Raw genomic sequence first — 26,066 nt, 5'->3', positions numbered from 1 at the left:
CCCCCGCTCTTCGGAGGCTAGGCGGTGAGGCCGCGTGCGAACCGGCGCGTGGCCAGCGGTGCGAAGAGCGCGAGGAGGACGAGCGACCACACGAGGGCTCCGGCGACCGGGTGTGCGGCGGGCCAGGCGGCGCCCGCCTCGGCCTCGGCCCCGGCGTTTCCGCACAGCTCGCGCACGGCGGTGGCGACGGCGCTGATCGGGTTCCACTCGGCGACCGTACGCAGCCAGCCGGGGAGCCCCGCCGTCGGCAGGTACGCGCTGGACAGCATCGGCAGCACGAAGGTGGCGCCGCCGAGCTGGCCGGCCGCCTCCTCGCTCTTGCTGAGCAGGCCGAGATACGTCCCGACCCACGCGGTGGCGAAGCGGAACAGCAGCAGCAGGCCGAGGGCCGCCAGCGCGCCCGGCAGGCCGTTCTCGATGCGCCAGCCCATCGCCAGACCCACCAGCATCAGCGGCACCATGGAGACCGCGGTGGTGAGCACATCCGCGCCGGTCTGCCCGAGCGGTACGGCGCTCCGGCTCATCGGGAGCGTCCGGAACCGGTCCATCACCCCGCGGTGGGCGTCCTGCGCGGCGGTGAACAGGCCGGTCATCAACCCGTTGGCGGCGGTCGCGGCGAGCAGCCCGGGAACCAGGAACTCCCGGTACTCGGCGCCCGGCATGGCGAGCGCGCTGCCGAAGACGTAGCCGAAGAACAGCAGCATGGTGATCGGCATGGTCTGGGTGAGGATCAGCAGCGCGGGCGCGTGTCGGGCTTTTTGGAGCTGGCGGGTGAGGACGGCCGCGCCGTCGGACAGCAGGGTGCTCATGCCGCGTTCTCCTTGTGCGGTGCGGGGATCCGGGTGAGGCGCAGGAACACCTCGTCCAGGGTGGGCGGGCGCAGGCTCGCGTCGGTGACCGCGACCCCGCGGGTGTCGAGTTCGCGGATGATCCGCGGCAGGGTGAGCCCGGAGTCGAGCACGGTGACGCCGACCGTCAGCCGCTCCTCGTCGAGCACCGGCCGGCCCCCGGTGAGCCGGTCCAGTACGGCGGCGGCGCCCGCGAGGTCCTCGCGTGCGGGGACCGTGACCTCGGCGTGGGCACCGATCCGGCCCTTGAGGTCGCCGGGCGTGCCGTGCGCGACGGCCCGGCCCCGGTCGACGACCGCGATGTCGTCGGCGAGCCGGTCGGCCTCCTCCAGGTACTGGGTGGTCAGCAGCACGGTGGTGCCCTCGTCGGCGAGTGCCCGCACCGCGGTCCAGATGTGTTCCCGGGCCGCCGGGTCGAGGCCGGTCGTCGGTTCGTCGAGGAAGAGCACCCGGGGGCGGGTGATCAGCCCGGCGGCCAGGTCCAGGCGCCGCTTCATGCCCCCCGACCAGGTGCCCGCCACCCGGTCCGCCGCCTCGCCGAGGCCGAAGCGCTCCAGCAGCCCGTCGGCGCGGTCCCGGCCCGCGGAGCCGCGCAGTCCGGCGAGGCGGGCGAAGAGCCGCAGGTTCTCGCGGCCCGTCAGGTCCCCGTCGACGGAGGCGTACTGGCCGGTGACCCCGATGGCGCGGCGGACGGCCGCGGGTGCGCGGGTGACGTCGTGACCGGCCACGAGGGCGCGGCCGCCGGTGGGGGCGGTGAGGGTGGTGAGGATCCGGACGGCGGTGGTCTTGCCCGCGCCGTTGGGGCCCAGGAGGCCGCAGACCGTGCCCTCGGGCACGGCGAGGTCGAGTCCGCGCAGGGCATGGACCTGCCCGTAGTTCTTCTCCAGACCCTCACTAAGTACAGCGTACGTAGTCGTCATACGCGACACCGTACCTCACTACGTACGGTGTACGTAACTAAGATGGTGGTGAGACGACGAGGTGATCTGAGCGATGACAGCCGGCGGGCGACCCGCTGAACCCGAAGTGATCTGGTCCCGCCCCCAGCGGGCCGGCCGCGGACCCAGGCCCGCACACAGCCGCGAGTCGATCGCCGCCGAGGCGGTGCGGATCGCCGACGAGGAGGGGATCGACGCGGTCTCCATGCGGCGCGTGGCGGCGGGGATCGGCGCGGGGACCATGTCCCTCTACAACTACGTGCCGCGCAAGGAGGACCTGTACGAGCTGATGGTCGACGCGGTCAGCGCGGAGTACGACTTCCCCCCGCCGGGCGGCGACTGGCGGGCCGACATGCTCGCGCTGGCCCGCCAGACGCGGGCGCTGATGCACCGCCACCCGTGGCTGCCGCGCCTGCTGAGCCCCGTCTACGGCTTCAGTCCGAACGCCCTGCGCTACCTGGAGCACAGCCTGGACTGCCTGGCGCCGCTGGACGTGCCGGACGCCGAGAAGCTGGAGCTGGTCGCCGCGGTCAACGGCACCGTCGCCGCGTACGTGGCGGGCGAACTGGCGCTGGCCGAACGGGCCCGGTCGCTGCCCTGGAGCGAGGCGGAGGAACAGGGCGTACGGACGGCCTGGCTCGGCTCGCGCCTGGCCACCGGCCAGTACCCCCGACTGGCGGCGGCCCTCGCGGGCGGCGGCCCGGTCCCCGGCGCGGGGCTGGACATGGCCGCGGTCTTCGACCGCTCGGTGACGCGACTGCTGGGAGCCTGGGGGGCGTAAGGGCGTCGGCGGCGGTCCCGCCGTGCCCCCGCCGTCGTTCAGAGCAGGGCGAACTGCCCGCCCGGGCCCTCCTCCTGGTGGTCCAGGACCGAGGCGGGCCGGCTGGCCCAGCGCGGCGGTGGCAGCACCCCGGCCGCGCGGAGCTCGCCCGAAGGGAGCGTCGGGCCGGGTTCGAACGCGGCCCGCTCCGGGGCCAGATCGGCCAGCAGCGCCAAGGTCGTGACCAGGGCCAGCAGCTCCGAGGTCCAGGCCTGGGGCCACTCGGCCGGGCCCAGCGCCTCCAGCCCGTCGGCACCGGGGTCGCGGTGCGCCAGGCGGGCGGCGAACCAGGCCTCCAGCACCCGCACGCCCTGCGCCTCGTACTCCCACGCGCCGGACGGCACCGGGGAGACGGTCCCGGCGCCGAGGCTCAGCGTCTCCCTCCCGGCGTCGTACGCGACCTCGTGCGGCCATGCCGTGACGGCCGAGCGGACGTACGGGCGGCGCCCGCCGGGAAGCCGCGGAGCCTCGCCCCCGCGAGCCCCGCGCAGCTGGACCGTGAGCAGGCGGTGCCCCAGCTCCAGCCCGGCCCGCCAGCGGGCGGGATCGGCCGCGAGGGGCACCTCGTACCCGCGCGGCCCCGGCCGGCCCGCCGCGAGGATCCAGCACAGCACGTCCTCGGGGGTGACCCAGCCGCCGTACCGCTCGCCCAGCAGCGGCAGCAGGCCGGGGGCGAGATTCGGCTCGGCGCCGCCGGGGCGCCGGTGCAGCGGGCGGATCCGGCCGAGCCGGCCCGCCGGGAGGTGCGCGGTGACCAACGGGTCCGGCGTCTCCACGAGGAACAGCTGGTGCTCGTCCAGGACCCGCCACAGCTCCGGGCGGGCCGTGTCGATGAGCCGCTGGTCGGGCAGCAGCCACTGCTCGTCGAACGGTTCGCGGAGCACCCGTACCGGTTCGGGGCACGGGCCGGGTCCGTCGGTGAAGCGGGCCGTGGCCGCCGAGCGCTGGCCGGGCAGCGCGGCGGCCCCGGCGGCGGGCGTCCGGCTGCGGCTGGGGCGGAACAGCCGGTCCCGCTCCGCTCCTTCGGCGCTGGTCAGGGCCGCCCACCGGGCGCGCAGGGCAGCCGGATCGGGCGCGGCCACCCAGTCCCGGCCCAGGCGCAGGCCGCCCACGGCCCAGGGCATCAGTTCGTCCAGCATCGGGTCCGGCAGCGGTGTGTCAGCACTCACGCCGCCGATGGTAGCGACGGGATCCGGTGGCCGGGCTGTGTCCAGGCCGAAGCGCTACGCTCCTTATGTACGCATACGTGCTGTATCTATGCACCATATCGACCGAGGAGACGGTCATGAGTCAGTACGACGAATACTCGACTCCTTCGCAGGCCGAGGGCGAGCGGCTCGACGAGGACATGGACGAGACGCAGCGCAGGCAGCAGCACCCGCAGACGATGCGGACCACGCCGTCGCAGGCGGAGGGCGAGCGGGGCAGGGACGACGAGGAGAAGTGATCCGGGCGCATCCGGGCGTCGGCGTGCGGCCGGGCGTCGGCGCGCGGCGCCGCGTCTGTGCTTCTCGCCGCGTCCGTGGGCGTCGGCGCGTCAGTGTGCGTCGACCGTCACCGTGAAGGAGAACCGGTCGCCCCGGTAGCGGATCCGCGCCACGTCCACGACCCGGCCGTCCTCGTCGTAGGTGACGCCCGTGTAGTGCAGGATCGGGCTCAGCAGCGGCACCTGGAGCAGCTCGGCCGTCTCCGGGTCGGCGAGCCGCGCCTCCACGGTGTCGGTGATCCGGCTGATGCGCACCCCGACGACGTCCCGCAGGACCTTCGTCATCGGCCACCGTTCGAGATCGGCGAGCTCGACTGCCTCGGCGAACTCCGGAAGGACCGCGTTCTCCGCCCAGTTGGTCGGCTCGCCGCTCACGGGGTCGAGGCGGAGCCGGCGGTAGGTGACCACCTCGGGCGTGTTGGGGAAGTGCTCCAGCAGTTCCCCGGACACCGTCGTGCGCCCGTGGCCGAGGATCGTCGTACGGTCGCCCGACTGCTGGGCCACGATCGCGTCGACCGAGCCCAGCAGCCGCACCGGGGAGCCGCGCCGCGCACCCGGTTCGATGAAGGTGCCGCGCCGGCGGTGCCGGCTGATCAGGCCCTCGCCCTCCAGTTCCTTGAGCGCCTGCCGCATGGTCAGCACGCTCACCCCGTAGTGCTCGGCGAGCTGCTCCTCGGTGGGCAGGCGCAGCGAGGCGTCCGGGGTGCGCCCCAGTATGGAAGCGCGCAACGACTGTGACACCTGGTACCAGAGGGGCAGTTTCCGGTTCAGGACCAGGGAGTCGGGGGCGAAGGCGGTCACGGGTGGTTCTCCGTACGGATGGACGGCGGCACTGCGCGGCGCAGGCGCGGTACGCAGGGTATGCAGTGCGGGTCAGGCGCGGAAGTGGCGCTGCAGGCCCTGCCACACGTCGTCGTACCCGCGCTGGAGGTGCTCCGCGCCGGCCGCCTGGGCGGTGGCGGTGATCGGCCAGCGGGTCTCGAACATGAAGGCCAGGCCGTCGTCGATCTTCTGCGGCTTCAGCTCGGCGGCGCTGGCCCGGTCGAAGGTCTCCCGGTCCGGGCCGTGCGCGGACATCATGTTGTGCAGCGAGCCGCCGCCCGGCACGAACCCTTCGGCCTTGGCGTCGTAGGCGCCCTCGATCAGGCCCATGTACTCGCTCATCACGTTGCGGTGGAAGTACGGCGGGCGGAAGGTGTCCTCGCCGACCAGCCAGCGTGGGGCGAAGACCACGAAGTCCACGCCCGCCAGGCCGGGGGTGTCGGAGGGGGAGGTCAGCACAGTGAAGATCGACGGGTCGGGGTGGTCGTAGCTGATCGAGCCGAGCACGTTGAAGCGGCGCAGGTCGTAGACGTACGGGACGTGGGTGCCGTGCCAGGCGACGACATCGAGCGGGGAGTGGTCGTAGGTGGCCGACCACAGGTTGCCGCAGAACTTGTTGACCACCTCCGTCGGGCGGTCGAGGAGGTCGGGGGTCTCGTACGCGGCCACCGGCGCCCGGAAGTCACGGGCCGCGGCCAGGCCGTTGGCGCCGATCGGGCCCAGGTTCGGCAGCTCGAAGGGCTGGCCGTAGTTCTCGCAGACGTAGCCGCGGGCGGGGGCGCGGTCGCTTCCGTCGCCGGTGCCGGTGCCGGTGCCGGTGTCGGTGTCGGTGTCCAGGAGCTCCACGCGGAAGCGGACGCCGCGCGGGATCAGGGCGACCTCGCCCGGCCGGGCGGCGAGCAGCCCGAGCTCGGTGCGCAGCAGCAGCCCGCCGCGCTCGGGGACGATCAGCAGCTCGCCGTCGGAGCTGCTGAACACCCGGTCGGTCATGGAGGCGTTGGCGGCGTAGAGGTGGATGGCCATGCCGGTGCGCTGGGCGGCGTCGCCGTTGCCGCCGAGGGTCCACAGGCCGGCCAGGAAGTCGGTGCCGGGCGCCGGGTCGGGCAGCGGGTTCCAGCGGAGCCGGTTCGGATCGGCCGGGAGCTCGGTGAAGGGGCCGGTGCGCAGGGCCCCGTTGTCGATCCGGGTGAAGGGCGGGTGCGCGGCCGAGGGGCGGATCCGGTACAGCCACGAGCGGCGGTTGTGGGTGCGCGGCTCGGTGAAGGCGGAACCGCTCAGCTGCTCGGCGTACAGGCCCAGGGCTGCGCGCTGGGGCGAGTTCCGGCCGAGCGGCAGGGCGCCGGGGACGGCTTCCGAGCTGTGCTCGTTGCCGAAGCCGGTGAGGTACTCCAGCCCCTCCGCGGTCTTCCTGGCCTGCTCGCTCATCTGCTGCTCCCGCTCCGTCGAAGGAATCCTATGGCTGACAGTAGGATTCCGCGGCCCGCACGTCAACGGTGTCCCGGGGTGAGCGGCGAACTTCCGGGTGGGGGCCGGGCGCAGGCGGGGGGGGGACGGACGCGCGGCGGGGGGGGGACGGATTCGCGCAGGGGGGCGACGGATTCGCGCGGGGGGGCGACGGATTCGCGCAGAGGGGGCTCACAAAAGATGAACATTGCTCTACTCTCACGCCCATGTCGTGGACCCGCAGGTTCCCTGCCGTGCCGGCGGCGCTCCTCGCCGCCCTCCTCGCCCTCCTGTCCCTCTTCGCCGCCGCGCCCGCCGCCCGCGCGCACGAGGAGCGCCCCGTCACCTTCCCGGACGGCTCCGGCTCGGTACCCGAGTACCGTCGGGCCGAGCCCGACCTCCTGGTCTGCAAGACCGGCCGCCCCGACTTCGAACGCCGGATATCCGCCTTCCCGGAGGACCTCAGACAGCGCAACCTCGCCCTGTACGAGCGCTGCGAGAAGAGCGGCTACCGCCACCTCCAGGAGGCCGTCGACGCCGTCGACCGGCCCGGGATGAACATCGCGATCCTCCCCGGCCTCTACGAGGAGGAGCCCTCCCTGGGCGCGCCCGCGGGGGAGTGCGCCAACCTGAAGGCCCCCGACTCCTCGCTCGGCTACCAGATCCTCAGCTACGAGCAGCAGGTGGCCTGCCGCCACAACCAGAACCTCGTCGCCATCCTCGGCAAGACGAACCTCCAGATCGAGGGCACCGGCGCCTCACGCCTCGACGTGGTGATCGACGCCAAGTACCAGAAGCTGAACGCCCTGCGCGCCGACAAGTCCAACGGCGTCTACTTCCGCAACTTCACCGCCCAGCGCACCACCTTCAACTCGCTGTACGTGCTGGCGGCCGACGGGTTCGTCATCGACGACGTGCTGACCCGGTGGAACGACGAGTACGGCTTCCTCACCTTCGCCAGCGACCACGGGCTCTACAAGAACTGCGAGTCGTACGGCAACGGCGACTCCGGCATCTACCCCGGCAGTGCCTCGAACATCAACGAGGGCCGGGGTTACGACGTGCCCCGCTACTCCATCGAGATCACCGGCTGCCGCAGCCACCACAACATGGTCGGCTACTCCGGCACCGCCGGGGACTCGGTGTGGGTGCACGACAACGAGTTCGACCAGAACATGGGCGGCGCCTCGATGGACAGCGCCTTCCCCGGACACCCCGGACTCCCGCAAAACCACGCCAAGTTCGAGCGGAACCTGATCCACGACAACAACCAGGACTACTACCGGTACGTCGCCGACGGCACCTGCGCGAAGCCGCCGGCCGAGCGCGGCTACGAGCGCGGCGTCGTCTGCCCGCAGATCTCCATGCCGCCGGGCACCGGCATCATCACCGCGGGTGGCAACTGGAACCTGTACGAGGACAACTGGGTGTACGGGCACCAGCGCGCGGGCTTCTACCTCAGCGCGGTCCCCGCCTTCATCCGCGGCGAGGAGCGGTGGTCGAAGCAGGCCGACACCTCCCACCACAACCGCTACGCCGGGAACACCCTGGGCAAGGACAAGTCCGGCGCCGCCCGCCCCAACGGCATGGACGTGTGGTGGGACGGCCAGGGCCGCGGCAACTGCTGGCAGGACGGCCCCGACGGCTCCACCCCGGCCACCGTGCCCCAGTGCGGGGAGGCCCGCGGAGACGTCACCGGCGCATCGGCCCGCCTGGTCGGCGAACCGGTGAAGCTGGTCCAGCTGCTCGTCTGCGCGGACTACAGCGTCCAGGCGCGCAGGCTCCCGGCCGGGTGCGACTGGTACGGCGCCCGCGGCCTGGAGCGGGTCGAGACCCAGCTCGCGCTCGCCGTGGCCGGCGTTCTGCTCCTGGTCGGCGGGGTGCTGTGGTGGCGCCGCCTGCGCGGCTCCCGGCTGGGCACGGCGGCCTCGCTGCTGGGCCTGGCGGGCCTGGCCCTGGACGTGGCCGGCTCCACGACCGCACTGGCCCCCACCTTCGTTCCGGCACTGGCTCTCCTCCTCCTCGGACTGTGGTGGACGGGGGTCGGGCTGGCGCTGCGCCCGACCCGCCCCTGGCTGGCCCGCCTGACCCTGCTGCTGGCCGGGCTGACCCTGCTGGACGCCTTCGACAAGGCCGTCCTGATGATCCCGTGGACCCCGCTGAGCCCCGCCTGGGTACGAGCGCTGCTCGCGGTGGTCTGGATCCTGTGGGCAGTGGTCGCCTCGGCCCGCCCGGACACCCCGGCCCGGCCCTCAGCTCCCGGCGACGCCCCGGCGCCCGCCCGCCCCCCGACCCCGCCCGGCCGCCCCCCGACCCCGCCCGGCCCGGTCTTGACCGCCTCGGCCCCGCCCGGCCGCACCCCGGCCCCGACCGACAGCGCCCCGGCCCCGACCCAGGCCGCCCGGACCCCCGAACCCCCGCCCACAGCGGGCCCGACCCCCTCGACGCCGCCAACCCCGCCGACGGGAGACCGGCCATGACAGCCCACCCCACGCCCGACCACCCGCCCACGGAACCCCGCCCCACCCCCGGCCTGCCGACCCGCCCCGCTCCGGGGCAGCCGGACGTGGCGGCCCGCCCCAACTCGGGGAGGCCGACCGGAACTGCCCGCCCCGGCGCCGGGCGGCCGACCGTGCTGGCCCGTCCCCCTTTCGGGCAGCCGGGCGCGGCGGCCCACCCCACCTCGGGGAGGCCGATCGGGCCTGCCCGCCCTGGCGCCGGGCGGCCAGCCGTGCCGACCCGCCCTGCTTCGGGGCAGGCGGGCGCGGCGGCCCGCCCAGCCTGCGGTAGGCAGACCGGTGCTGCGCGGGCGGGCGGCGGGAGGCCGATAGGGACTGCCCGCCCCGGCCGGGGCCCGGCGGTGCTCGCGCTGGTTCTGCTGCTCGTCTGCGCGGTGGCGACGGGCTGTGGTGGGCGGGCCACCACCCACCACAAGCCCGGCACCACCCACGAGCAGGCCTCCGGGAACACGGGCACCCTGCTCACCGCCGACGACGGCGCCGGCCACCGGCTCCGCGAGGTCCCGGCGGAGGGCGCGCCGGAGGTGCGGCTCACCGCCCGCCCGGACTCGGAGGACGGCTGGAACCTCCAACTGACGGTGAAGAACTTCCGCTTCACCCCCGACAGTGCCGGTGGCGCCGCCCTCCCGGGCGCGGGCCACGCCCACCTGGAGCTCGACGGCCGCAAGCTGGCCCGGCTGTACGGCCCCTGGTTCCACCTGCCCGCCGCGCAGGTCCCCGAGGGCACGCACACCCTGACCGTCCGCCTGTACGCCGACGACCACACCGCCTGGGCGGTGTCCGGCAAGCCGGTCGAGGGCACGACCCCGCTCACCGCCGAGGCCGCCCCGGGCCGGCCCGGTGGCCACGAGCACGGCAGCACCCCGCAGGAGCAGGCGGACCGGACGGTCACCATCACCGTCCGGGACGGCAAGGTCAGCCCCGCTCCCGCCCGCACCGAGCTGAAGCGCGGCGAACGGGTCGCCCTGCGCGTCACCAGCGACCGCGTGGACACCCTGCACGTCCACGGCTACGACAAGGAACTCGCTCTGCCCGCAGGCAAGGAGGCCACCCTGGTCCTGACGGTCGACCGTACGGGCCTCTTCGAGGTCGAGACCCACGAGTCCGCCCTCGTCCTGACCCAGCTCCTCGTCCGATGACCCCGCCGATACCGATGCCGACCTCACGGGCCCATGCCGTGCCCGCCCGGACCGCCCCCGGCGGGGGAGCGGCCAGGGGCGCCCAGCCCTGCCCTGGCTACGACCGGGCCCCCGGACGCAAGCCCGGCGCGCCCACCTGGGACCCGGGCGAGGCCAGGCCCCGGCCCGGGCCCCGGACCGGGCCCCGCGCCAGGCTTCGGACCGCGCTTCGGACCGCGCTCCGGACCGGACCTCAGGCCAGACCCCAGCCCGGGCCCCGGGCCAGGCTCCGGCAAGGGCCCCAGCCCCGGCTCCGGGCCAGGCTCCAGCCCGCCACCCGGACCGGGCTCCGGGTCGTGGGGCGATGGTGACCCCCGGGGTCCAGGGCTCGGTGCCAGGCTCCGTTTCGGGGGCCTGTGGTGGTGGGGCCGGCTCGGGCGTGGTCCCGTACCGGGCCGGCGATCCGCTCACCACGTTCGCGCACGGGATCGGGTCCCAGCACGATCTGCCGATCTCTCCCTTCTACGCCTTCGCCGGTGCCTTCACCGCGCTGTTCGTCTCCTTCCTCGCGCTGGGCCTGCTCTGGTCCACCTCCCGATTCCGCGGCGACCGCTCGGGCCGCGCGCTGCCCGCCGCGCTCCAGCGGGCCGCCGACGCACCCGCCACCCGCACCGCCCTGCGCGGACTCGGCCTCGCCGCCGCCCTCGCCGTCCTCCTGCACCTCCTCCTCGGTCCCGACGACCCCGCACGCAACCCAGCTCCCGGCGCCGTCTACGTCCTCTTCTGGGTGGGACTCGTCCCCGCCTCCCTTCTCCTCGGCCCGGTCTGGCGCCTGATCAACCCGCTGCGCACCCTGCACCGCCTGCTCACCCGGGCCCGCCACCGCCGCCGCGACCCCGACCGTCCGCTCCCCGTCCTCCCCGCCCGGCTCGGCCAATGGCCCGCCGCAGCCGGGCTGTTCGCCTTCACCTGGCTCGAACTCGTCGCTCCCGATCCGGCATCCACCACCACCCTCCTCATCGCCCTCGCCGCCTACGCCGCCGTCCACCTGCTGCTCGCCGCCCGCTTCGGCGAGCGCTGGTTCGACGACGCGGACGCCTTCGAGGTGTACTCCGCCCTCCTGGCCCGCCTCTCCCCCCTCGGTCGTCGCAACGACGGCCGGCTGGTTCTGCGCAACCCCTTCCACGGACTCGACGCGACACCCGAGCGGCCCGGACTCGTCGCCACCGTCTGCGTCCTGCTCGGCTCCACCGCCTACGACGGCTTCTCCGACAACCCCTCCTGGATCAACGTCCTCCAGACCTCCCCCCTCGGCCGCACCCCCACGGCCACACTCGGACTGCTCGCTTCCATCACCCTCGTCGCCACCCTGTACTGCCTGTGCGCGGCGGCCACCCGACTGGTCAGCGGCCCGCACCCCCGCCCGCTCACCGCCTTCGCGCACTCACTCGTGCCGATCGCACTCGGCTATCTCGTCGCCCACTACTTCTCCCTTCTGGTAACCGAAGGACCACGCACAGTAAGCATGGCACTCGGCACTGACAACGCCCCCGACCCCGCCCCGCCCCTGGGTCCGGGCGGCCTCGCCGCCCTCCAGGTCGTCGCCGTCGTCACCGGCCACGTGCTCGGCGTCGTCGCGGCCCACGACCGGTCCGTACGCCTCTTTCCGCCCGTGAAGGCGGTGGCCGGCCAGTTGCCGCTGCTCGCGCTGATGATCGCGTACACGATCGGCGGGCTGAGCCTCCTGCTGAACTGAGCCCGCGCTCGACACGGAAGCGAGGACCGGCATGATGGACCCCGTGTCTCCCGCCCACTCCCTGCGCCGCGCCCCGGTCCAGCAGCGCAGCGCCGACCGGCTCGCCCGGATCCTCGACGCCTGCGCCGAACTGCTTGACGAGACCGGGTACGAGAACCTCAGCACCCGCGCCGTCGCCCAGCGCGCCGGCGTGCCGATCGGTTCGGTCTACCGCTTCTTCGGCAACAAGCGGGCCATGGCCATCGCCCTCGCCCACCGCAACCTCGACCGCTACGCCGACGGCATCGCGGACCGGCTCGCGGCCCTTCCGGCCACCCACTGGCGGCCCGTCGTCGACGCCGTCCTGGACGAGTACCTCGTCATGAAGCGGAGCGTGCCCGGCTTCGCCCTCGTCGACTTCGGCGTGCCCGCCCCGCCGCCCGAGGGCCCCGAGGTCGACCCCAACGACCTGGTCGCCGCCCGCCTGACCGAACTGCTCTGCGCACACCTCGGGCTGACCCCCGACGCCACGCTGCGACGAGCCGTCCTCGTCGCCGTCGAGGCCACGGACGCGCTGATCCAACTGGCCTTCCGGACCGACCCGGCAGGCGATCCCGGCATCGTCGCCGAAACCCGCGCGATGATGCACGCCTACCTGGCCCGCGTGCTGGACTGACCCCCGGCCCCGCGATCCCTGACCAGGCTGCCCCACCCTCTCACCCCCACCCCCTCGCCACGACCGGAGCCCCCAGACCCCTCCCCTCCGTCCCAACCGGTCGGTATGCTCGGTTCGCCCGCGTGCCCGTGCCGCAGCCTGCCGCCCTTGGAGGGCCCATGCCCCGCACCGCCCTGCGCATCTGCCCCCTGTGCGAAGCCACCTGCGGCCTCACGCTCACCATCGAGGGCGCCGCCGTCACCGGCGCCCGCGGTGACCGCGAGGACGTCTTCAGCCGCGGTTTCATCTGCCCCAAGGGCGCCGCCTTCGGAGCACTCGATTCCGATCCGGACCGGCTGCGCACCCCCCTCGTCCGCCGCGACGGCCGGCTCCAGGAGGCCACCTGGGAGGAGGCCTTCGACGCCATCGCCGCCGCCGTCCCCGCCATGGTCCGGGAGTACGGGCCCCAGGCGGTCGGCCTGGTCCTCGGCAACCCCAACGTCCACACCATGGCCGGCGCCCTCTACCCGCCGCTGCTCCTCAAGGCCATCGGGACCCGCAACCTCTTCACCGCCAGCACGCTCGACCAGATGCCCAAGCACGTCTCCAGCGGACTGCTCTTCGGCGACCCCTTCGCCATTCCGGTCCCGGACCTCGACCGCACCGACTTCCTGCTGCTCCTCGGAGCCAACCCGGTGGAGTCCAACGGCTCGCTGTGCACCGCCCCCGACTTCCCCGGCCGGCTCAAGGCCCTGCGCGCCCGCGGCGGCACCCTCGTCGTCGTCGACCCGCGCCGTACGCGCACCGCCAAGCTGGCCGACCGCCACCTCGCGCCGCGCCCCGGCAGCGACGCACTGCTGCTCGCCGCGCTCGCGCACACGCTGATCGAGGAGAAGCTCGCGGCCCCCGGCGCGCTGGAGGAGAGCACCGAGGGGATCGGGGAACTCGCCACCGCGCTCGGGAGTTTCACTCCTGAGGCCGTAGCACCCGCCTGCGACCTCACGGCCGCCGAGATCCGCACCCTCGCCCGCGACCTCGCGGCCGCGCCCACCGCTGCCGTCTACGCACGGATCGGCAGCTGCACCGTCGAGTACGGCACCCTCGCCAGCTGGCTGGTCGACGTACTGAACATCCTCACCGGCAACCTCGACCGGCCGGGCGGAGCCCTCTTCCCGCTCTCCGCGACGGCTCCCGCGCCGAGGCCCCCCGGCCCCGGCAAGGGGTTCGCCCTGGGCCGCTGGGCGAGCCGCGTCAGCGGTCACCCCGAGGCCAAGGGCGAACTCCCCACCGCCGCGCTCGCCGAGGAGATCGAGACCGAGGGGGAGGGGCGGATCCGGGTGCTGCTCGCCATCGCCGCCAACCCCGTCCTGTCCGCACCCGACGGCGACCGGCTCGACCGGGCGCTGGCCGGGCTCGACTTCATGGTCTCCGTCGACCCGTACCTGAACGAGACCTCGCGCCACGCCCACGTCGTGCTGCCCCCGCCGCCGCCTTCCCAGAGCGGGCACTTCGACTTCGCGTTCAACGGGTTCGCCGTGCACAACCAGGCCCGGTACTCGCCCGCCGCCGTCCCGCTCGAGGAGGGGCGGATGGACGAGTGCGAGATCCACTCGCGCCTGATCCTCGCCGTCTCGGGCCTGCACGGCGCCGCCGACCCGGCCGGCGTCGACGAACTGGCCATCCAGGCCACGCTGGCCAAGGAGACCGCCGCTCCGCACTCCCCGCTCCACGGGCAGGACCCGGCGCGCCTCGCGGGCCTGCTCACGGGCGGGAGCGGCCCCGAGCGTCGGCTCGACCTGCTGCTCCGACTCGGGCCGTACGGAGACAGGTTCGGCGCCGCCGCAGCCGAGCCCCCCCCCAATACCGCTGCCGACGGCGGTGCCGACGGCCGTGTCGACCGTGCCGCCGCCGGGCCGGACGCCGGCGTCGCCGTGCCGGGGCTCAGCCTGGAGCGGCTGCTCGCGGAGCCGCACGGGATCGACCTGGGACCGCTGGAGCCCCGGCTCCCGGGCGTGCTGAAGACCCGCAGCGGCAGGATCGAGCTGCTCCCGGACCCGATCGCGGCCGAGCTCCCCCGGCTGCGCACGGCGCTCGCCGACCGCCCCGCAGCCCTGGTGCTCGTGGGCCGCCGCCATCTGCGGTCCAACAACAGCTGGATGCACAACGTCCCCGCACTCACCGGAGGTTCCAACCGGTGCACTCTCCAGGTCCACCCGCAGGACGCGGACCGGCTGGGGCTCACGGACGGGGGCCGGGCCCGGATCACCGCCGACGGCGGCAGCCTGGACGTTCCCGTGGAGATCACCGACACCCTGCGCACCGGAGTGGTGAGCCTCCCGCACGGCTGGGGCCACGACCGCGCCGGGACCCGGCTCTCGGTGGCCGCGGCCACGCCCGGAGCCAACGTCAACCAGCTGCTCGACGGCACCCGGCTCGACCCGCTCTCGGGCACGGCGGTGCTCAACGGCTTCCCCGTCGTCCTGACGCCCCTGCCCTGAGCTGGGGTTTTGCTCGTATTGCTCACGCGTTGGCGTCTTGTTGGCGCAAGGAGGAGGCACCTACGTTCCCAGCATGCTGACCATCCTCGGCTTCACCATGATCGCGACCTTCCTGGTCCTGATCATGCTGAAGAAAATGTCGCCCATCGCGGCGCTCGTCCTCATCCCCGCGCTCTTCTGCGTGTTCGCAGGCAAGGGCGCCCACCTCGGCGACTACGTCATCGACGGCGTCGGCAAACTCGCCCCGACCGCCGCCATGCTGATGTTCGCCATCGTCTACTTCGGCGTGATGATCGACGTCGGCCTGTTCGACCCGATCGTGCGCGGCATCCTGCGCTTCTGCAAGGCAGACCCGATGCGCGTGGTCGTCGGCACCGCCGTCCTGGCGGCGATCGTCTCGCTCGACGGCGACGGGTCCACCACCTTCATGATCACCGTCTCGGCGATGTACCCGCTGTACAAACGGCTCGGCCTGAGCCTGGTGGTCATGACCGGCGTCGCGGCCACCGCCAACGGCGTCATGAACACCCTGCCCTGGGGCGGCCCCACGGCCCGCGCCGCGACCGCCCTCAAGCTCGACGCCGGCGACATCTTCGTCCCGATGATCCCGGCCCTCGCGATGGGCCTGGTCTTCGTGTTCCTGCTGGCCTACGTCCTCGGCGTGAAGGAGCGCCGCCGGGTCGGCCGCCTGGCCATGCCGGAGGACGAGGCCGTCCCGTCCGCGGCCACCGTGGTCGAGCATGCCCCGCAGACCGCTTCCGCGCTGGTCACCGCCGGTGCGGGCGGCTCCGCCGACAACCGCGAGGAGGGTCCGGCCGGGGGCGGCGGTACGACGTCCACCGCGACCGGCGGCACCGAGCCCCCGGCCCCGGACCCGGCCGCCCCCGCCCCGGCCGCCCCCGAAGCGGCCGAGGACGGATTCCAAGGCCTCGACCCGCACCGCGCCACCCTGCGCCCGCGCCTCTACTGGTTCAACGCCGGGCTCACCGTCGCCCTGCTCACGGCGATGATCATGGAGCTGCTGCCCATCCCGGTGCTGTTCCTGCTCGGCGCCGCCCTCGCCCTCACCGTGAACTACCCGAACATGCCCGACCAGAAGGCGCGGATCGCCGCCCACGCCGAGAACGTCCTGAACGTCGCCGGCATGGTCTTCGCCGCCGCCGTCTTCACGGGCGTCCTCTCCGGCACCGGCATGGTCAAGCACATGGCCGACTGGCTCGTCGGCGCCATCCCCGAGGGCATGGGCCCGCACATGGCACTGGTCACCGGCCTGCTCAGCCTGCCGCTGACGTACTTCATGTCCAACGACGGCTTCTACTTCGGCGTGCTGCCCGTCCTCGCCGAGGCCGGCGCCGCCCACGGGGTCTCGCCGCTCGAAATCGCCCGCGCCTCCTTGGTCGGACAGGCGCTGCACATGTCGAGCCCGCTGGTTCCGGCCGTCTACGTCCTCGTCGGCATGGCCAATGTCGAGTTCGGCGACCACACCCGATTCACCGTGAAATGGGCGGCTCTGACCTCTCTGGTGGTGCTCGCGGCGGGGATGCTTTTCGGCATCATCTGATCCCGGTCCCCCCTGGCGCGCCTAAAACTACCGGCGCTAGTTTGTAGGGTGTCCGCGAGGTCAGGTCTACGCGCTCGTGCGTGCTCGGGAGGAATGCCATGAAGGCCCACGACGGGATGTACATCGGCGGCGCGTGGCGGCCCGCCGCCGGACGCGACCGGATCGAGGTCGTCAACCCGGCCGACGAGACGGTCATCGCCGCGGTGCCGGCCGGCACCGCCGAGGACGTGGACGCCGCCGTACGGGCGGCCCGCGCGGCCTTCCCCGGCTGGGCGGCCACGGCTCCGGCCGAGCGGGCGGCGCTGATCGGCGCCCTCCGCGACGCCCTCGCGGCCCGCAAGGGCGAGATCGCCGAGACCATCACCGCGGAGCTCGGCTCCCCGCTCGGCTTCTCGGAGATGGTCCACGTCGGGGCGCCGCTCGCGGTGGCCTCCTCGTACGCCGAACTGGGGGCCTCGTACTCCTTCGAGGAGCGGCTGGGGAACTCCACCGTGCTGCTGGAGCCGGTCGGTGTGGTCGGGGCCATCACGCCCTGGAACTATCCCCTGCACCAGGTCGTTGCGAAGGTGGCGCCCGCTCTCGCCGCCGGCTGCACCCTCGTCCTCAAGCCGGCCGAGGACACCCCGCTGACCGCACAGCTCTTCGCCGAAGCCGTGCACGAGGCGGGGATCCCAGCCGGAGTCTTCAACCTGGTGACCGGTACCGGTCCGGTCGCCGGGCAGGCCCTGGCCGCGCACGAGGGAGTCGACCTCGTCTCCTTCACCGGCTCGACCGCCGTCGGCCGGCAGATCGGTGCCACCGCCGGCGCCGCCATCAAGCGGGTCGCCCTCGAGCTGGGCGGAAAATCGGCCAATGTCATCCTGCCGGGGGCGGACCTCGCCAAGGCCGTCGCCACCGGCGTGGGGCATGTCATGAACAACACCGGCCAGAGCTGCAACGCGCTCACCCGCATGCTCGTCCACCGGGACCAGTACGAGGAGGCCGTCTCGCTCGCGGCCGCCGCCGTCGCCAACTACCCCGCGGGCGACCCGACCGACCCGGCCACCCGCCTGGGCCCGGTCATCAACGCCAAGCAGCACGAGCGCGTGCGCGGGTTCATCGCCAAGGGCATCGAGGAAGGCGCTCGCCTCGTCGCCGGCGGTCCCGACGCACCCAGCGAGCGGGGGTACTTCGTGGCCCCCACCGTGTTCGCCGATGTCACCCCCGACATGACCATCGCCCAGGAGGAGATCTTCGGCCCCGTGCTGTCGATCCTGGCCTACGAGGACGAGGAGGACGCCCTGCGCATCGCCAACGGCACCGTCTACGGCCTGGGCGGCGCGGTCTGGGCCGCGGACGAGGAGACGGCCGTGGCCTTCGCCCGCCGCATGGACACCGGACAGGTGGACATCAACGGCGGCCGCTTCAACGTGCTCGCGCCGTTCGGCGGCTACAAGCAGTCGGGCGTCGGCCGCGAACTGGGCCCGCACGGCCTGACGGAGTACCTCCAGACCAAATCCCTGCAGTTCTGAGCCGTCCGGGCCACCTGGGCCGTCCGTTTCCGGCTGTCCGTCCCGCCTGTCCGTTCCCGACTGTCCGTTCTCGACCGTTCCCCACCGTTCCGAGCCGCCCCGATCCGGAGAAGACGACCATGGTCCGCGCCGCCATCCTGCCCGCCGTCGGAGCCCCGCTCGAGATACGGGAGATCGTCCTGCCCGATCCCGGCCCCGGGCAGGTCAGGGTCCGGCTCACCGCAGCCGGGGTCTGTCACTCCGACCTCTCCCTCACCAACGGCACCATGCGGGTGCCCGTCCCCGCCGTCCTCGGCCACGAGGGCGCGGGTACGGTCCTCGCCGTCGGGGAGGGCGTGACCCACGTCGCCCCCGGCGACGGGGTGGTGCTCAACTGGGCCCCGTCCTGCGGGCAGTGCCACCACTGCTCCATCGGCGAGGTCTGGCTCTGCGCGCAGGCGCTCACGGGCGTCGGGGCCGTCTACGCGCACGACGAGCAGGGCACCGAGCTGCACCCGGGGCTGAACGTGGCCGCGTTCGCCGAGGAAACCGTGGTCGCGGCCAACTGCGTGCTGCCCGCGCCCGCCGGGATCCCGCTCGCCGAGGCCGCCCTGCTCGGCTGTGCGGTGCTCACCGGCTACGGCGCGGTGCACCACAGCGCCCAGGTCCGCCCGGGCGAGTCGGTGGCCGTGTTCGGAGTCGGCGGGGTCGGCCTGGCCGCACTCCAGGCGGCCCGGATCGCCCAGGCTGGCCCGATCGTGGCCGTCGACGTCTCTCCCGCCAAGGAGGAACTGGCGCGGGCCGCGGGAGCCACCGAGTTCGTGCTCGCCTCCGACGCCACCGCCAAGCAGATCCGAGCCCTGACCGGCGGCCAGGGCGCGGACGTCGCCGTCGAGTGCGTCGGCCGGGCGCAGACCATCCGCGCGGCCTGGGAGTCCACCCGCCGGGGCGGGCGGACCACGGTGGTCGGGATCGGCGGGAAGGACCAGCAGGTCACCTTCAACGCCCTGGAGATCTTCCACTTCGCCCGCACCCTCACCGGCTGCGTCTACGGCAACAGCGACCCCGCCCGGGACCTCCCGGTCATCGCCGGACACGTCCGCGAGGGCCGCCTCGACCTCGGGGCCCTCGTCACCGACCGCATCACCCTCGACGGCATCCCGGCGGCCTTCGACGCCATGCTGGCGGGCAAGGGCGGCCGTTCGCTCGTCGTCTTCTAGCCCGCGGCGCGGTTCGGTGCGGGCGGCCCGGCCCCAGCCGCCCCCTGCCGGCCGCCTCCGTGGTGTCCCACCGGCCGCCCCTGCGGCGCTCCCCGCCCGGGCCTTCGCCCAAGCCCCCGCCCGGGCCTTGCCCAACCTCCGCCCGGGCCTTCGCCCAAGCCCCCGCCCCGGCCCCCGCAGCGCCTCCGCCTGTGCCGGGGGCGCCACCGGGTCGGGCGGGTGCGCCCGGTCGGTCACACGGTGTCGCGCAGCGCCTCGTACTGGAGGGCCAGTCCGTCCAACAGGGCGGCCAGGCCCGTCGCGAAGGCGCCCTCGTCCACCTCGTGCTGGTGCTCGGCCAGCAGATGGGCCTGGCCCAGGTGGGGGTAGTCCGCCGGGTCGTAGGCCGTCTCGTCGTCCACGAAGCCCCGGGCGAACGAAGCCATCGCCGAGCCCAGGATGAAGTACCGCATCAGCGCGCCGATCCGGGTCGCCTGGGCCGGGGGCCAGCCGGCCTCCGTCATCGCGCCGAAGACGGCGTCCGCCAGCCGCAGGCCCGCCGGCCGGCGCCCCGGGCCCCGTGCCAGCACCGGGACGATGTTCGGATGGTCGGACAGGGCGTCGCGGTACGAGTGGGCCCAGGCGTGCAGGGCGCCCCGCCAGTCCAGGCGCCCCGCCTCGAACATCGACAAGTCGACCCGGGCGCTCACCGCGTCCGCCACCGCGTCCAGGATCTCGTCCTTCGTGCGGAAGTGGTTGTACAGGGACGGCCCGCTGACGCCGAGCGCTGCCGCCAGCCGTCGCGTCGACACCGCCTCCAGGCCCTCCGCGTCCACCAGGGCACCCGCCGCCTCGACGATGCGGGCTCTGCTGAGAAGGGGCTTGCGCGGTCTGGCCATGCGCCACATAGTAGGGCCTGCCCGCCATAAACTACCGGTGCTAGTTAAAGGCCCGGACGAGTCGCCCGGAGGTGCCCGGTGAACCTGGAGCTGAGCGAGGAGCAGAGCGCCGTACGCCGGCTCGCCCGCGAGTTCACCGAGCGCGAGGTGGCCCCGTACGCCGCCGCGTGGGACCGCGCCGAGAGCGTGGACCGGGGCATCGTGAAGAAGCTCGGCGCGCTCGGCTTCCTCGGCCTGACCGTCCCCGAGGAGTACGGCGGCTCCGGGGGCGACCACCTCGCGTACGTCCTGGTCACCGAGGAGCTCGGCCGCGGGGACTCCGCCGTGCGCGGCATCGTCTCCGTCTCCCTCGGCCTGGTCGCCAAGACCATCGCGGCCTGGGGCACCGAGGAGCAGAAGCGCGCCTGGCTGCCCCGCCTGTGCTCGGGGGACGCGCTCGGCTGCTTCGGCCTGACCGAGCCCGGTACCGGCTCCGACGCCGGAAGCCTCACCACCCGCGCCGTGCGGGAGGGGGACTCGTACGTCCTCAGCGGCAGCAAGATGTTCATCACCAACGGCACCTGGGCCGACGTCGTGCTGCTGTTCGCCCGCACCGGCGACGAGCCCGGCCACCGCGGGGTCTCCGCCTTCCTCGTCCCCACCGACACCCCCGGCCTCACCCGCCGCGAGATCCACGGGAAGCTCGGCCTGCGCGGCCAGGCCACCGCCGAGCTGGCCCTCGACGGGGTCCGCGTCCCGGCCTCCGCCCTGCTCGGCCCCGAGGGCAAGGGCTTCTCGGTCGCCATGTCCGCGCTGGCCAAGGGTCGGATGTCGGTCGCCGCCGGCTGCGTCGGCATCGCCCAGGCGGCCCTGGACGCGGCCGTCTCGTACGCCTCCCAGCGCGAGCAGTTCGGCAAGCCGATCGCCCACCACCAGCTGGTCCAGGAGCTGATCGCCGACATCTCGGTCGACGTGGACGCCGCCCGGCTGCTGACCTGGCGGGTGGCGGACCTGATCGACCGCGGGCAGCCCTTCGCCACCGAGTCCTCCACCGCGAAGCTCTTCGCCTCCGAGGCCGCCGTCCGCGCCGCGAGCAACGCCCTCCAGGTGCACGGCGGTTACGGATACATAGACGAGTACCCGGCCGGGAAGCTGCTGCGCGACGCCCGGGTGATGACCCTCTACGAGGGCACCAGCCAGATCCAGAAGCTGCTCATCGGCCGCGCTCGCACGGGAGTCTCCGCCTTCTGAGCGGGCGCGCGTCGCGCGTGCCCGCTAAGCGCTTGCTCACCCTCCGGTAAGGTGTCACTTCCCATACGGCGAAGAGGTGAGTGAGCGATGGACAGCGCGGCGGAGACGGCCGGCGGCTACCAGCCGTGGTCCGAGGTCACCCCCGACGCGGCACGGCGGCTGCTCATCGCGGCCGTCGAGGCCTTCGCGGAGCGCGGGTACCACGCGACCACCACACGTGACATCGCGGGCCGCGCCGGGATGAGCCCTGCCGCGCTCTACATCCACTACAAGACCAAGGAAGAGCTGCTCCACCGGATCAGCCGGATCGGCCACGACAAGGCCCTGGAGATCCTCACCACCGCGGCCGACGCCCCCGGCGGCGCCGCCGAGCGCCTCGACGCCGCGGTGCGGTCCTTCGTACGCTGGCACGCCGCGCACCACACCACCGCGCGCGTGGTCCAGTACGAGCTCGACGCTCTGGCTCCGGAGCACCGCTCCGAGATCGTGGCACTGCGCCGCCAGAGCGACGCCGCCGTACGCCGCATCCTCGCCGACGGCGTCGAGGCCGGGGAGTTCGACGTCCCCGACGTGCCCGGCACCACCCTCGCCGTGCTGTCGCTCTGCATCGACGTGGCCCGCTGGTTCAGCGTGTCCGGGCCCCGCACGCCCGACGAGGTCGGCGCGCTCTACGCCGACCTCGTGCTCCGGATGGTGGGCGCGCGGCCCCACGAGGTCCAGCCCGGCACGTAGGCCCGAGGCAGGGCCGGGGGCCGGCTCCCCGCGGCCCGCCCGGAACCGCTCAGAAGTAGTAGCGCGACACCGACTCGGCCACGCACACGGGCTTGTCCCCGCCCTCGCGCTCCACCGTGACGGTGGCCGCGACCTGCACGCCGCCCCCGGCCTCCGTGACCTCCGTGATCACGGCGGTCGCACGCAGCCGTGAGCCGACCGGCACCGGCGCCGGGAAACGCACCTTGTTGGCCCCGTAGTTGATGCCCATCTTCATGCCCTCGACCCGCATGATCTGCGGCACCAGGCTCGGCAGCAGGGACAGGGTCAGATAGCCGTGCGCGATCGTGGTGCCGAAGGGCCCGGCCGCGGCCCGCTCCGGGTCCACATGGATCCACTGGTGGTCGCCCGTGGCGTCCGCGAAGAGGTCGATCCGCTTCTGGTCCACCTCCAGCCACCCGCTGGGCCCGAGCGGCTCGCCCGTCCCGGCGTGCAGCTCCTCGGCGGACGTGAAGATCCTCGGCTCGGCCATGCCCTGCTCCTGCCTCTCACTCACGGATGCGCCGGGGCGAACAAGCGCTTGCTCAGCATGCTGGGACCGTATGTGTATGTCAACGGACCGCCGACTACCCTCGACCGGGTGCCGCAGATTCCCGAGAAAATCCATGAACTCACCGTCGGTCAGCTGTCCGCCCGAAGCGGAGCCGCCGTCTCGGCGCTCCACTTCTACGAGTCCAAGGGCCTGATCAGCAGCCGCCGCACCTCCGGCAATCAGCGCCGCTACACCCGTGACGCGCTGCGCCGGGTGGCCTTCGTACGCGCCGCACAGCGCGTCGGCATCCCGCTCGCCAGCATCCGCGACGCACTGGCCCAACTCCCCGAGGAGCGCACCCCCACCCGCGAGGACTGGGCCCGGCTCTCCGCGGCCTGGCGCACGGAGCTCGACCAGCGGATCAGCCAGCTCGGGCGGCTGCGCGACCACCTGACCGACTGCATCGGCTGCGGCTGCCTCTCCCTGGAGACCTGCGCGCTGTCCAACCCGGGCGACGTCTTCGGCGAACGGATCACCGGCTCGCGGCTGTAATCCGGCGAACGGATCACCGGCTCGCGGCTGTAATCCGGCGAACGGATCACCGGCTCGCGGCGGTACCCGGCGCGTGCAGCGCCAGCTGCTCCCGGGCGGCCGCCACCAGTTCGGCGTTCGACCGCGCCGGCCGCCCGTCCGGCAGGTGCAGCACATCGCCCACGCCGGTCCGGGTGCCCGTGCCGCACCGCGCGGCCAGCCGCAGCACCGGCCAGGCGGCGGCCTCCCGCCCGTACAGCACCACCGCCACCGGCGGCAGCCCGCGCAACCCGGCCACCAGCGCCGGGTCCGCCGCGGCGAGCTCCGCCACCAGCCGCACGCGCCCGGGCGTCCGCACCGGCCAGGCCAGGAACCGCGCCATCGGCTCGGGCCCGGCCGGCCCGCCCAGCGCAACCAACGCGTCCACCGCGACCCCCCGGTCCAGCAGCGCCTGCGCCAACTCCGCGGCCCCGGGCTCCGCGAAGCACACCTCCGCCCGGTCCGGCAGCACGGTCCAGGACCGGACCCGCTCCAGCCGCCCCGCCGGAGCGGGTTCGGCCGCCACGCTCACCGGCACCGACAGCGGTACGCGTACCCCCGCGCCGCGCAGCGCCTCCAGCACCGGCCCGACCACCCGGGGCGACAGGCTCCGGCGCCCGCACGGGGTCCGCGGGCTCACCAGTACCTCCCCGGCCCCCGCGGCGACCGCCGCCGACGCCGCCTCCGCCAGGTCCCGCGGCGTCATCGGCACGACCGCCCCTTCGGCGGCGCTCCGGCCGCCGTTCAGCGACACCGCCGGCGCGCCGGCCGCGGACCGGGCTCCCGGGGGAGCCGCCGACGCGTGCCGAGCCGCCGCGGGTCTCACGCCGCCCCTGCCGTCGGGGTGTCCGCCAGCGCCGGTCTGGGCACCACGATCCCGCAGCCCGCGCACACCGGACCGTCCCAGGCCCACGCCTGCTCCCAGCCGCCGACCGCGGGCACGGCCGGCCACCGCAGCTCCTCCTCGCCGCAGACCGGGCACCCCGTCCCCGGCTCCGACTCCAGCGCCTTCACCAGCCGCCGCAGCACCTCGCCGAGGGCGCCCTCCGGCCGCACGCCGGGATCCGCGCACCGCACCACCGCGTCGCCGCTCCCGCCCCAGGCCCACTCCGGCCGCCGCAGCCCGTGGTGTTTCTCCCGCCGCCGCCGTTCCGCGAACTGGCGCTCGTACTCCAGCCAGACCGCCCGCGCCTCCTCCAGCTCCTCGAGCGCGGCGACCAGCCGCAGGGGGTCGGCCCCCCGGTCCTCGGGGGCGATCCCGTGCCGGTCGCACAGGTGCCACCACGTGGCCCGGTGCCCGTAGGGAGCGAACCGCTCCAGGCAGCGGCGCAGGGAGTGGCGCCGCAGGGCCCGGTCGTTGCGTGCGTCACGCACTTGGTAGGCCAGACTCCGGAATCCTGCCATCACACCTTCACCTCCGCCGATGTGCCCAACATGCCCTGTGGGTGCCGGGCGCATGCGGGGGCGGTCGAGGCGTGCGGGTGGCACATGGCCGGAAGTCAGCGCCCCATGCGCCCCGCGGCAACCACCAGCCGGGCCAGTTCCGCATGGCAGATGTCGCTGTGCGCCCCCGAGGGAGCGCCGCCCCGCCGCACCACCGAGCCCGCGTCCACACTGACGCAGCCCGCCGCCGGCACTCCCTCGCGCAGGGCCGTGTCCAGGGTCAGCCGGGGCGTGCCCGGTACGGCCCGCACCCCGTCGTGTCCGATCGCGCCCCAGCGTTCGTCGAGGCCCAGCACTCCGGCCGAATCGCCCGCCATCCGGGAGGCCAGCGGATAGAACACCCGCAGGGAGGTGTCGTGCGGGGAATGGCAGGCCACCACCGGTCCGTCGACCTTGCGGTGGAGGCCGCCCAGGGCGCCGCCGCGGTTCCTGTCGTGCGGCAGCCGGTCGGCGAACACGTAGTGGGAGAAGGCGCCTTGGAGCAGGGTCAGCGATCCGACGTGCCGGGCGCCGTCCGGTACGGCACGCAGCGAGAACGACACCAGCCGCGCCCCGAAGCTGTGCCCGATCAGATGGATCCGCAGGCCGGGCCGCTGACGCCCCAGCTCCGCCAGCACCGGGCCGAGGCCGCGCTCGCCGACCACACCCGCCCGCTTCTTCATCTTGTAGTACGCGGCCTGCCGCAGCAGCTCCTTCGCGCCGTTCCACAGCGGGCGCAGCCCGCCGCCGAGCGCGGGGTCCTGCCCGCCCGGCGCGCCCGCCGCGGCCAGCGCCTCGGTCAGCTCCCGGCAGACCTCCAGGACGTCCTCCGCGAAAACGGCCGGTACGGGCGCGGCCGTCACCGCGGCCACCGCGTCGGCCGTGTCGGCGATCTCCGCGGTGTCCGCCGTGTCCGCCGTGTCCATTCCGTCGATCACGTCGACCACGTCCACCCCGGCGAGCTCCCGTACGAGGGCCCCGAACTCGATGAACGCCGCCTCCGACTCCGGCTGCTCCGCCAGCAGTTCGGCCACCCGGTCCAGCTCCGCCTCCCGCCCGGGCCAGAACTCCCCGAGCGCCCGCCGGGTCCCGGGGTCCAGTGCCGTCCCGGAGCCGGGCTCCGCGAGCACGTCCCGGTCCTCGAAGTCCGGTATCGGCTCGTCGGAGAAGCGCATCGAGGGCCATACGACGCCCACGTACCCCAGCCGTGTCTCCGGCCCCACCAGCCCCGGGAAAGGGGCGAAAAACCGTTCGTAGAGCCGGGTCGCCGTGGAGCGGTCGCTGTTCCAGCCGTGCGCGAAGACCAGCAGGTCCGTGGCGTCGATCCGGGCCACCGCCGCGACCGAGCCCAGGTCCACGTCGCCCTCGGAGTCGAAGGTCAGCTCGGCGTACGGCGCGACCCCGACGCCGGCCACGATGCCGGCCGCGGCCCCGCTCCCTGCCCCGACTCGCGCCCCGATCCCGACTCCGGCCCCCGCCCCGATGCCGGCCTCGGTGTCCGTCCCGATCCCGACTCCGGCCCCGATGTCCGCCATGTCCCGTCCCCCTCCACGCCCCGCGCCGGTGGATC

The 26,066-nt window shown here is 74.1% G+C and carries 23 protein-coding genes; 13 read left to right on the top strand and 10 right to left on the bottom strand.

Annotated elements, in window-relative coordinates; all coding sequences use genetic code 11:
- Positions 1-17: 17 nt before the first annotated feature.
- On the bottom strand, positions 18-809 hold the full coding sequence (locus BGK67_RS09255) for an ABC transporter permease (RefSeq protein WP_069919625.1): 792 nt from the start codon (positions 807-809) through the stop codon (positions 18-20).
- Complete coding sequence (locus tag BGK67_RS09250) at positions 806-1,768, bottom strand: ATP-binding cassette domain-containing protein (RefSeq protein WP_069919624.1); 963 nt, start codon at positions 1,766-1,768, stop codon at positions 806-808. Before BGK67_RS09250 ends, BGK67_RS09255 begins: the two co-directional genes overlap by 4 nt.
- Before the next feature lie 73 nt (positions 1,769-1,841).
- Between BGK67_RS09250 and BGK67_RS09245 the strand changes: the two genes are divergently transcribed.
- Complete coding sequence (locus tag BGK67_RS09245) at positions 1,842-2,567, top strand: TetR/AcrR family transcriptional regulator (protein ID WP_069919623.1); 726 nt, start codon at positions 1,842-1,844, stop codon at positions 2,565-2,567.
- 38 nt (positions 2,568-2,605) lie between these two features.
- Here BGK67_RS09245 and BGK67_RS09240 read toward each other — a convergent pair whose 3' ends face one another.
- Positions 2,606-3,745 carry a type ISP restriction/modification enzyme gene (locus tag BGK67_RS09240; protein ID WP_069919622.1) on the bottom strand — a complete coding sequence of 380 codons (1,140 nt, stop codon included), beginning with the start codon at positions 3,743-3,745 and terminating at the stop codon, positions 2,606-2,608.
- A gap of 146 nt (positions 3,746-3,891) precedes the next feature.
- On the opposite strand from BGK67_RS09240, the gene BGK67_RS38775 reads away from it, so the two are divergent.
- Entirely contained in the window at positions 3,892-4,053 is a 162-nt protein-coding gene (locus BGK67_RS38775) for a hypothetical protein (protein WP_167739557.1), read from the top strand.
- A 90-nt stretch (positions 4,054-4,143) separates the two neighbouring features.
- On the opposite strand, the gene BGK67_RS09230 is transcribed toward BGK67_RS38775, so the two are convergent.
- Together BGK67_RS09230 and hmgA are read right to left on the bottom strand one after the other, a co-directional pair.
- Positions 4,144-4,893, bottom strand: coding sequence for a GntR family transcriptional regulator (locus tag BGK67_RS09230; RefSeq protein WP_069919620.1), 750 nt, complete (start codon positions 4,891-4,893; stop codon positions 4,144-4,146).
- 72 nt (positions 4,894-4,965) lie between these two features.
- Positions 4,966-6,339 (bottom strand): homogentisate 1,2-dioxygenase, encoded by a 1,374-nt coding sequence (gene hmgA / locus BGK67_RS09225; RefSeq protein WP_069919619.1) that lies wholly within the window; start codon positions 6,337-6,339, stop codon positions 4,966-4,968.
- A gap of 245 nt (positions 6,340-6,584) precedes the next feature.
- Here hmgA and BGK67_RS09220 point away from each other — a divergent pair, with 245 nt between their 5' ends.
- The 8 genes from BGK67_RS09220 to BGK67_RS09185 all read left to right on the top strand — a co-directional run bounded on the left by BGK67_RS09220 (position 6,585) and on the right by BGK67_RS09185 (position 19,153).
- Complete coding sequence (locus BGK67_RS09220) at positions 6,585-8,837, top strand: right-handed parallel beta-helix repeat-containing protein (protein WP_079154097.1); 2,253 nt, start codon at positions 6,585-6,587, stop codon at positions 8,835-8,837.
- A gap of 347 nt (positions 8,838-9,184) precedes the next feature.
- Positions 9,185-10,015 (top strand): cupredoxin domain-containing protein, encoded by an 831-nt coding sequence (locus tag BGK67_RS09215; RefSeq protein ID WP_069923732.1) that lies wholly within the window; start codon positions 9,185-9,187, stop codon positions 10,013-10,015.
- A gap of 343 nt (positions 10,016-10,358) precedes the next feature.
- On the top strand, positions 10,359-11,750 hold the full coding sequence (locus BGK67_RS09210; RefSeq protein ID WP_208948856.1) for a hypothetical protein: 1,392 nt from the start codon (positions 10,359-10,361) through the stop codon (positions 11,748-11,750).
- Between the two features lie 34 nt (positions 11,751-11,784).
- The gene (locus BGK67_RS09205) at positions 11,785-12,405 is read left to right on the top strand and encodes a TetR/AcrR family transcriptional regulator (protein ID WP_069923731.1); all 621 of its coding nucleotides are present in this window, start codon (positions 11,785-11,787) and stop codon (positions 12,403-12,405) included.
- A gap of 158 nt (positions 12,406-12,563) precedes the next feature.
- Entirely contained in the window at positions 12,564-14,882 is a 2,319-nt protein-coding gene (locus BGK67_RS09200) for a molybdopterin-dependent oxidoreductase (protein WP_069919617.1), read from the top strand.
- Between the two features lie 73 nt (positions 14,883-14,955).
- The gene (locus BGK67_RS09195) at positions 14,956-16,443 is read left to right on the top strand and encodes a CitMHS family transporter (RefSeq protein WP_069919616.1); all 1,488 of its coding nucleotides are present in this window, start codon (positions 14,956-14,958) and stop codon (positions 16,441-16,443) included.
- A 98-nt stretch (positions 16,444-16,541) separates the two neighbouring features.
- Positions 16,542-17,954 carry an aldehyde dehydrogenase family protein gene (locus BGK67_RS09190; RefSeq protein ID WP_069919615.1) on the top strand — a complete coding sequence of 471 codons (1,413 nt, stop codon included), beginning with the start codon at positions 16,542-16,544 and terminating at the stop codon, positions 17,952-17,954.
- 119 nt (positions 17,955-18,073) lie between these two features.
- Positions 18,074-19,153 carry a Zn-dependent alcohol dehydrogenase gene (locus BGK67_RS09185; protein ID WP_069919614.1) on the top strand — a complete coding sequence of 360 codons (1,080 nt, stop codon included), beginning with the start codon at positions 18,074-18,076 and terminating at the stop codon, positions 19,151-19,153.
- A 233-nt stretch (positions 19,154-19,386) separates the two neighbouring features.
- Here BGK67_RS09185 and BGK67_RS09180 read toward each other — a convergent pair whose 3' ends face one another.
- Positions 19,387-20,040 carry a TetR/AcrR family transcriptional regulator gene (locus tag BGK67_RS09180; RefSeq protein WP_069919613.1) on the bottom strand — a complete coding sequence of 218 codons (654 nt, stop codon included), beginning with the start codon at positions 20,038-20,040 and terminating at the stop codon, positions 19,387-19,389.
- Positions 20,041-20,109: 69 nt separating this feature from the next.
- On the opposite strand from BGK67_RS09180, the gene BGK67_RS09175 reads away from it, so the two are divergent.
- Together BGK67_RS09175 and BGK67_RS09170 are read left to right on the top strand one after the other, a co-directional pair.
- A complete protein-coding gene (locus BGK67_RS09175) occupies positions 20,110-21,261 on the top strand; it encodes an acyl-CoA dehydrogenase family protein (protein WP_069919612.1) in 1,152 nt (383 codons plus the stop codon).
- A gap of 87 nt (positions 21,262-21,348) precedes the next feature.
- The gene (locus BGK67_RS09170) at positions 21,349-21,993 is read left to right on the top strand and encodes a TetR/AcrR family transcriptional regulator (RefSeq protein ID WP_069919611.1); all 645 of its coding nucleotides are present in this window, start codon (positions 21,349-21,351) and stop codon (positions 21,991-21,993) included.
- A gap of 49 nt (positions 21,994-22,042) precedes the next feature.
- Here BGK67_RS09170 and BGK67_RS09165 read toward each other — a convergent pair whose 3' ends face one another.
- Positions 22,043-22,504, bottom strand: coding sequence for a MaoC family dehydratase (locus BGK67_RS09165; RefSeq protein WP_069919610.1), 462 nt, complete (start codon positions 22,502-22,504; stop codon positions 22,043-22,045).
- A gap of 108 nt (positions 22,505-22,612) precedes the next feature.
- Between BGK67_RS09165 and soxR the strand changes: the two genes are divergently transcribed.
- Complete coding sequence (soxR, locus tag BGK67_RS09160; RefSeq protein ID WP_069919609.1) at positions 22,613-23,056, top strand: redox-sensitive transcriptional activator SoxR; 444 nt, start codon at positions 22,613-22,615, stop codon at positions 23,054-23,056.
- A 46-nt stretch (positions 23,057-23,102) separates the two neighbouring features.
- On the opposite strand, the gene BGK67_RS09155 is transcribed toward soxR, so the two are convergent.
- The 3 genes from BGK67_RS09155 to BGK67_RS09145 form a co-directional block, all read right to left on the bottom strand.
- Positions 23,103-23,780 (bottom strand): 3-keto-5-aminohexanoate cleavage protein, encoded by a 678-nt coding sequence (locus BGK67_RS09155; protein WP_069923730.1) that lies wholly within the window; start codon positions 23,778-23,780, stop codon positions 23,103-23,105.
- Between the two features lie 116 nt (positions 23,781-23,896).
- Positions 23,897-24,478, bottom strand: a complete 582-nt coding sequence (locus BGK67_RS09150; protein WP_069919608.1) for a hypothetical protein — start codon at positions 24,476-24,478, stop codon at positions 23,897-23,899.
- Between the two features lie 95 nt (positions 24,479-24,573).
- Complete coding sequence (locus BGK67_RS09145; protein ID WP_244291179.1) at positions 24,574-26,031, bottom strand: serine-threonine protein kinase; 1,458 nt, start codon at positions 26,029-26,031, stop codon at positions 24,574-24,576.
- Positions 26,032-26,066: the final 35 nt, after the last annotated feature.

This window comes from Streptomyces subrutilus, assembly GCF_001746425.1.
Lineage (GTDB): Bacteria > Actinomycetota > Actinomycetes > Streptomycetales > Streptomycetaceae > Streptomyces > Streptomyces subrutilus_A.
The sequence above is the reverse complement of the archived record's forward strand: the minus strand, read 5'-3'. Positions and strand labels throughout refer to the sequence as shown.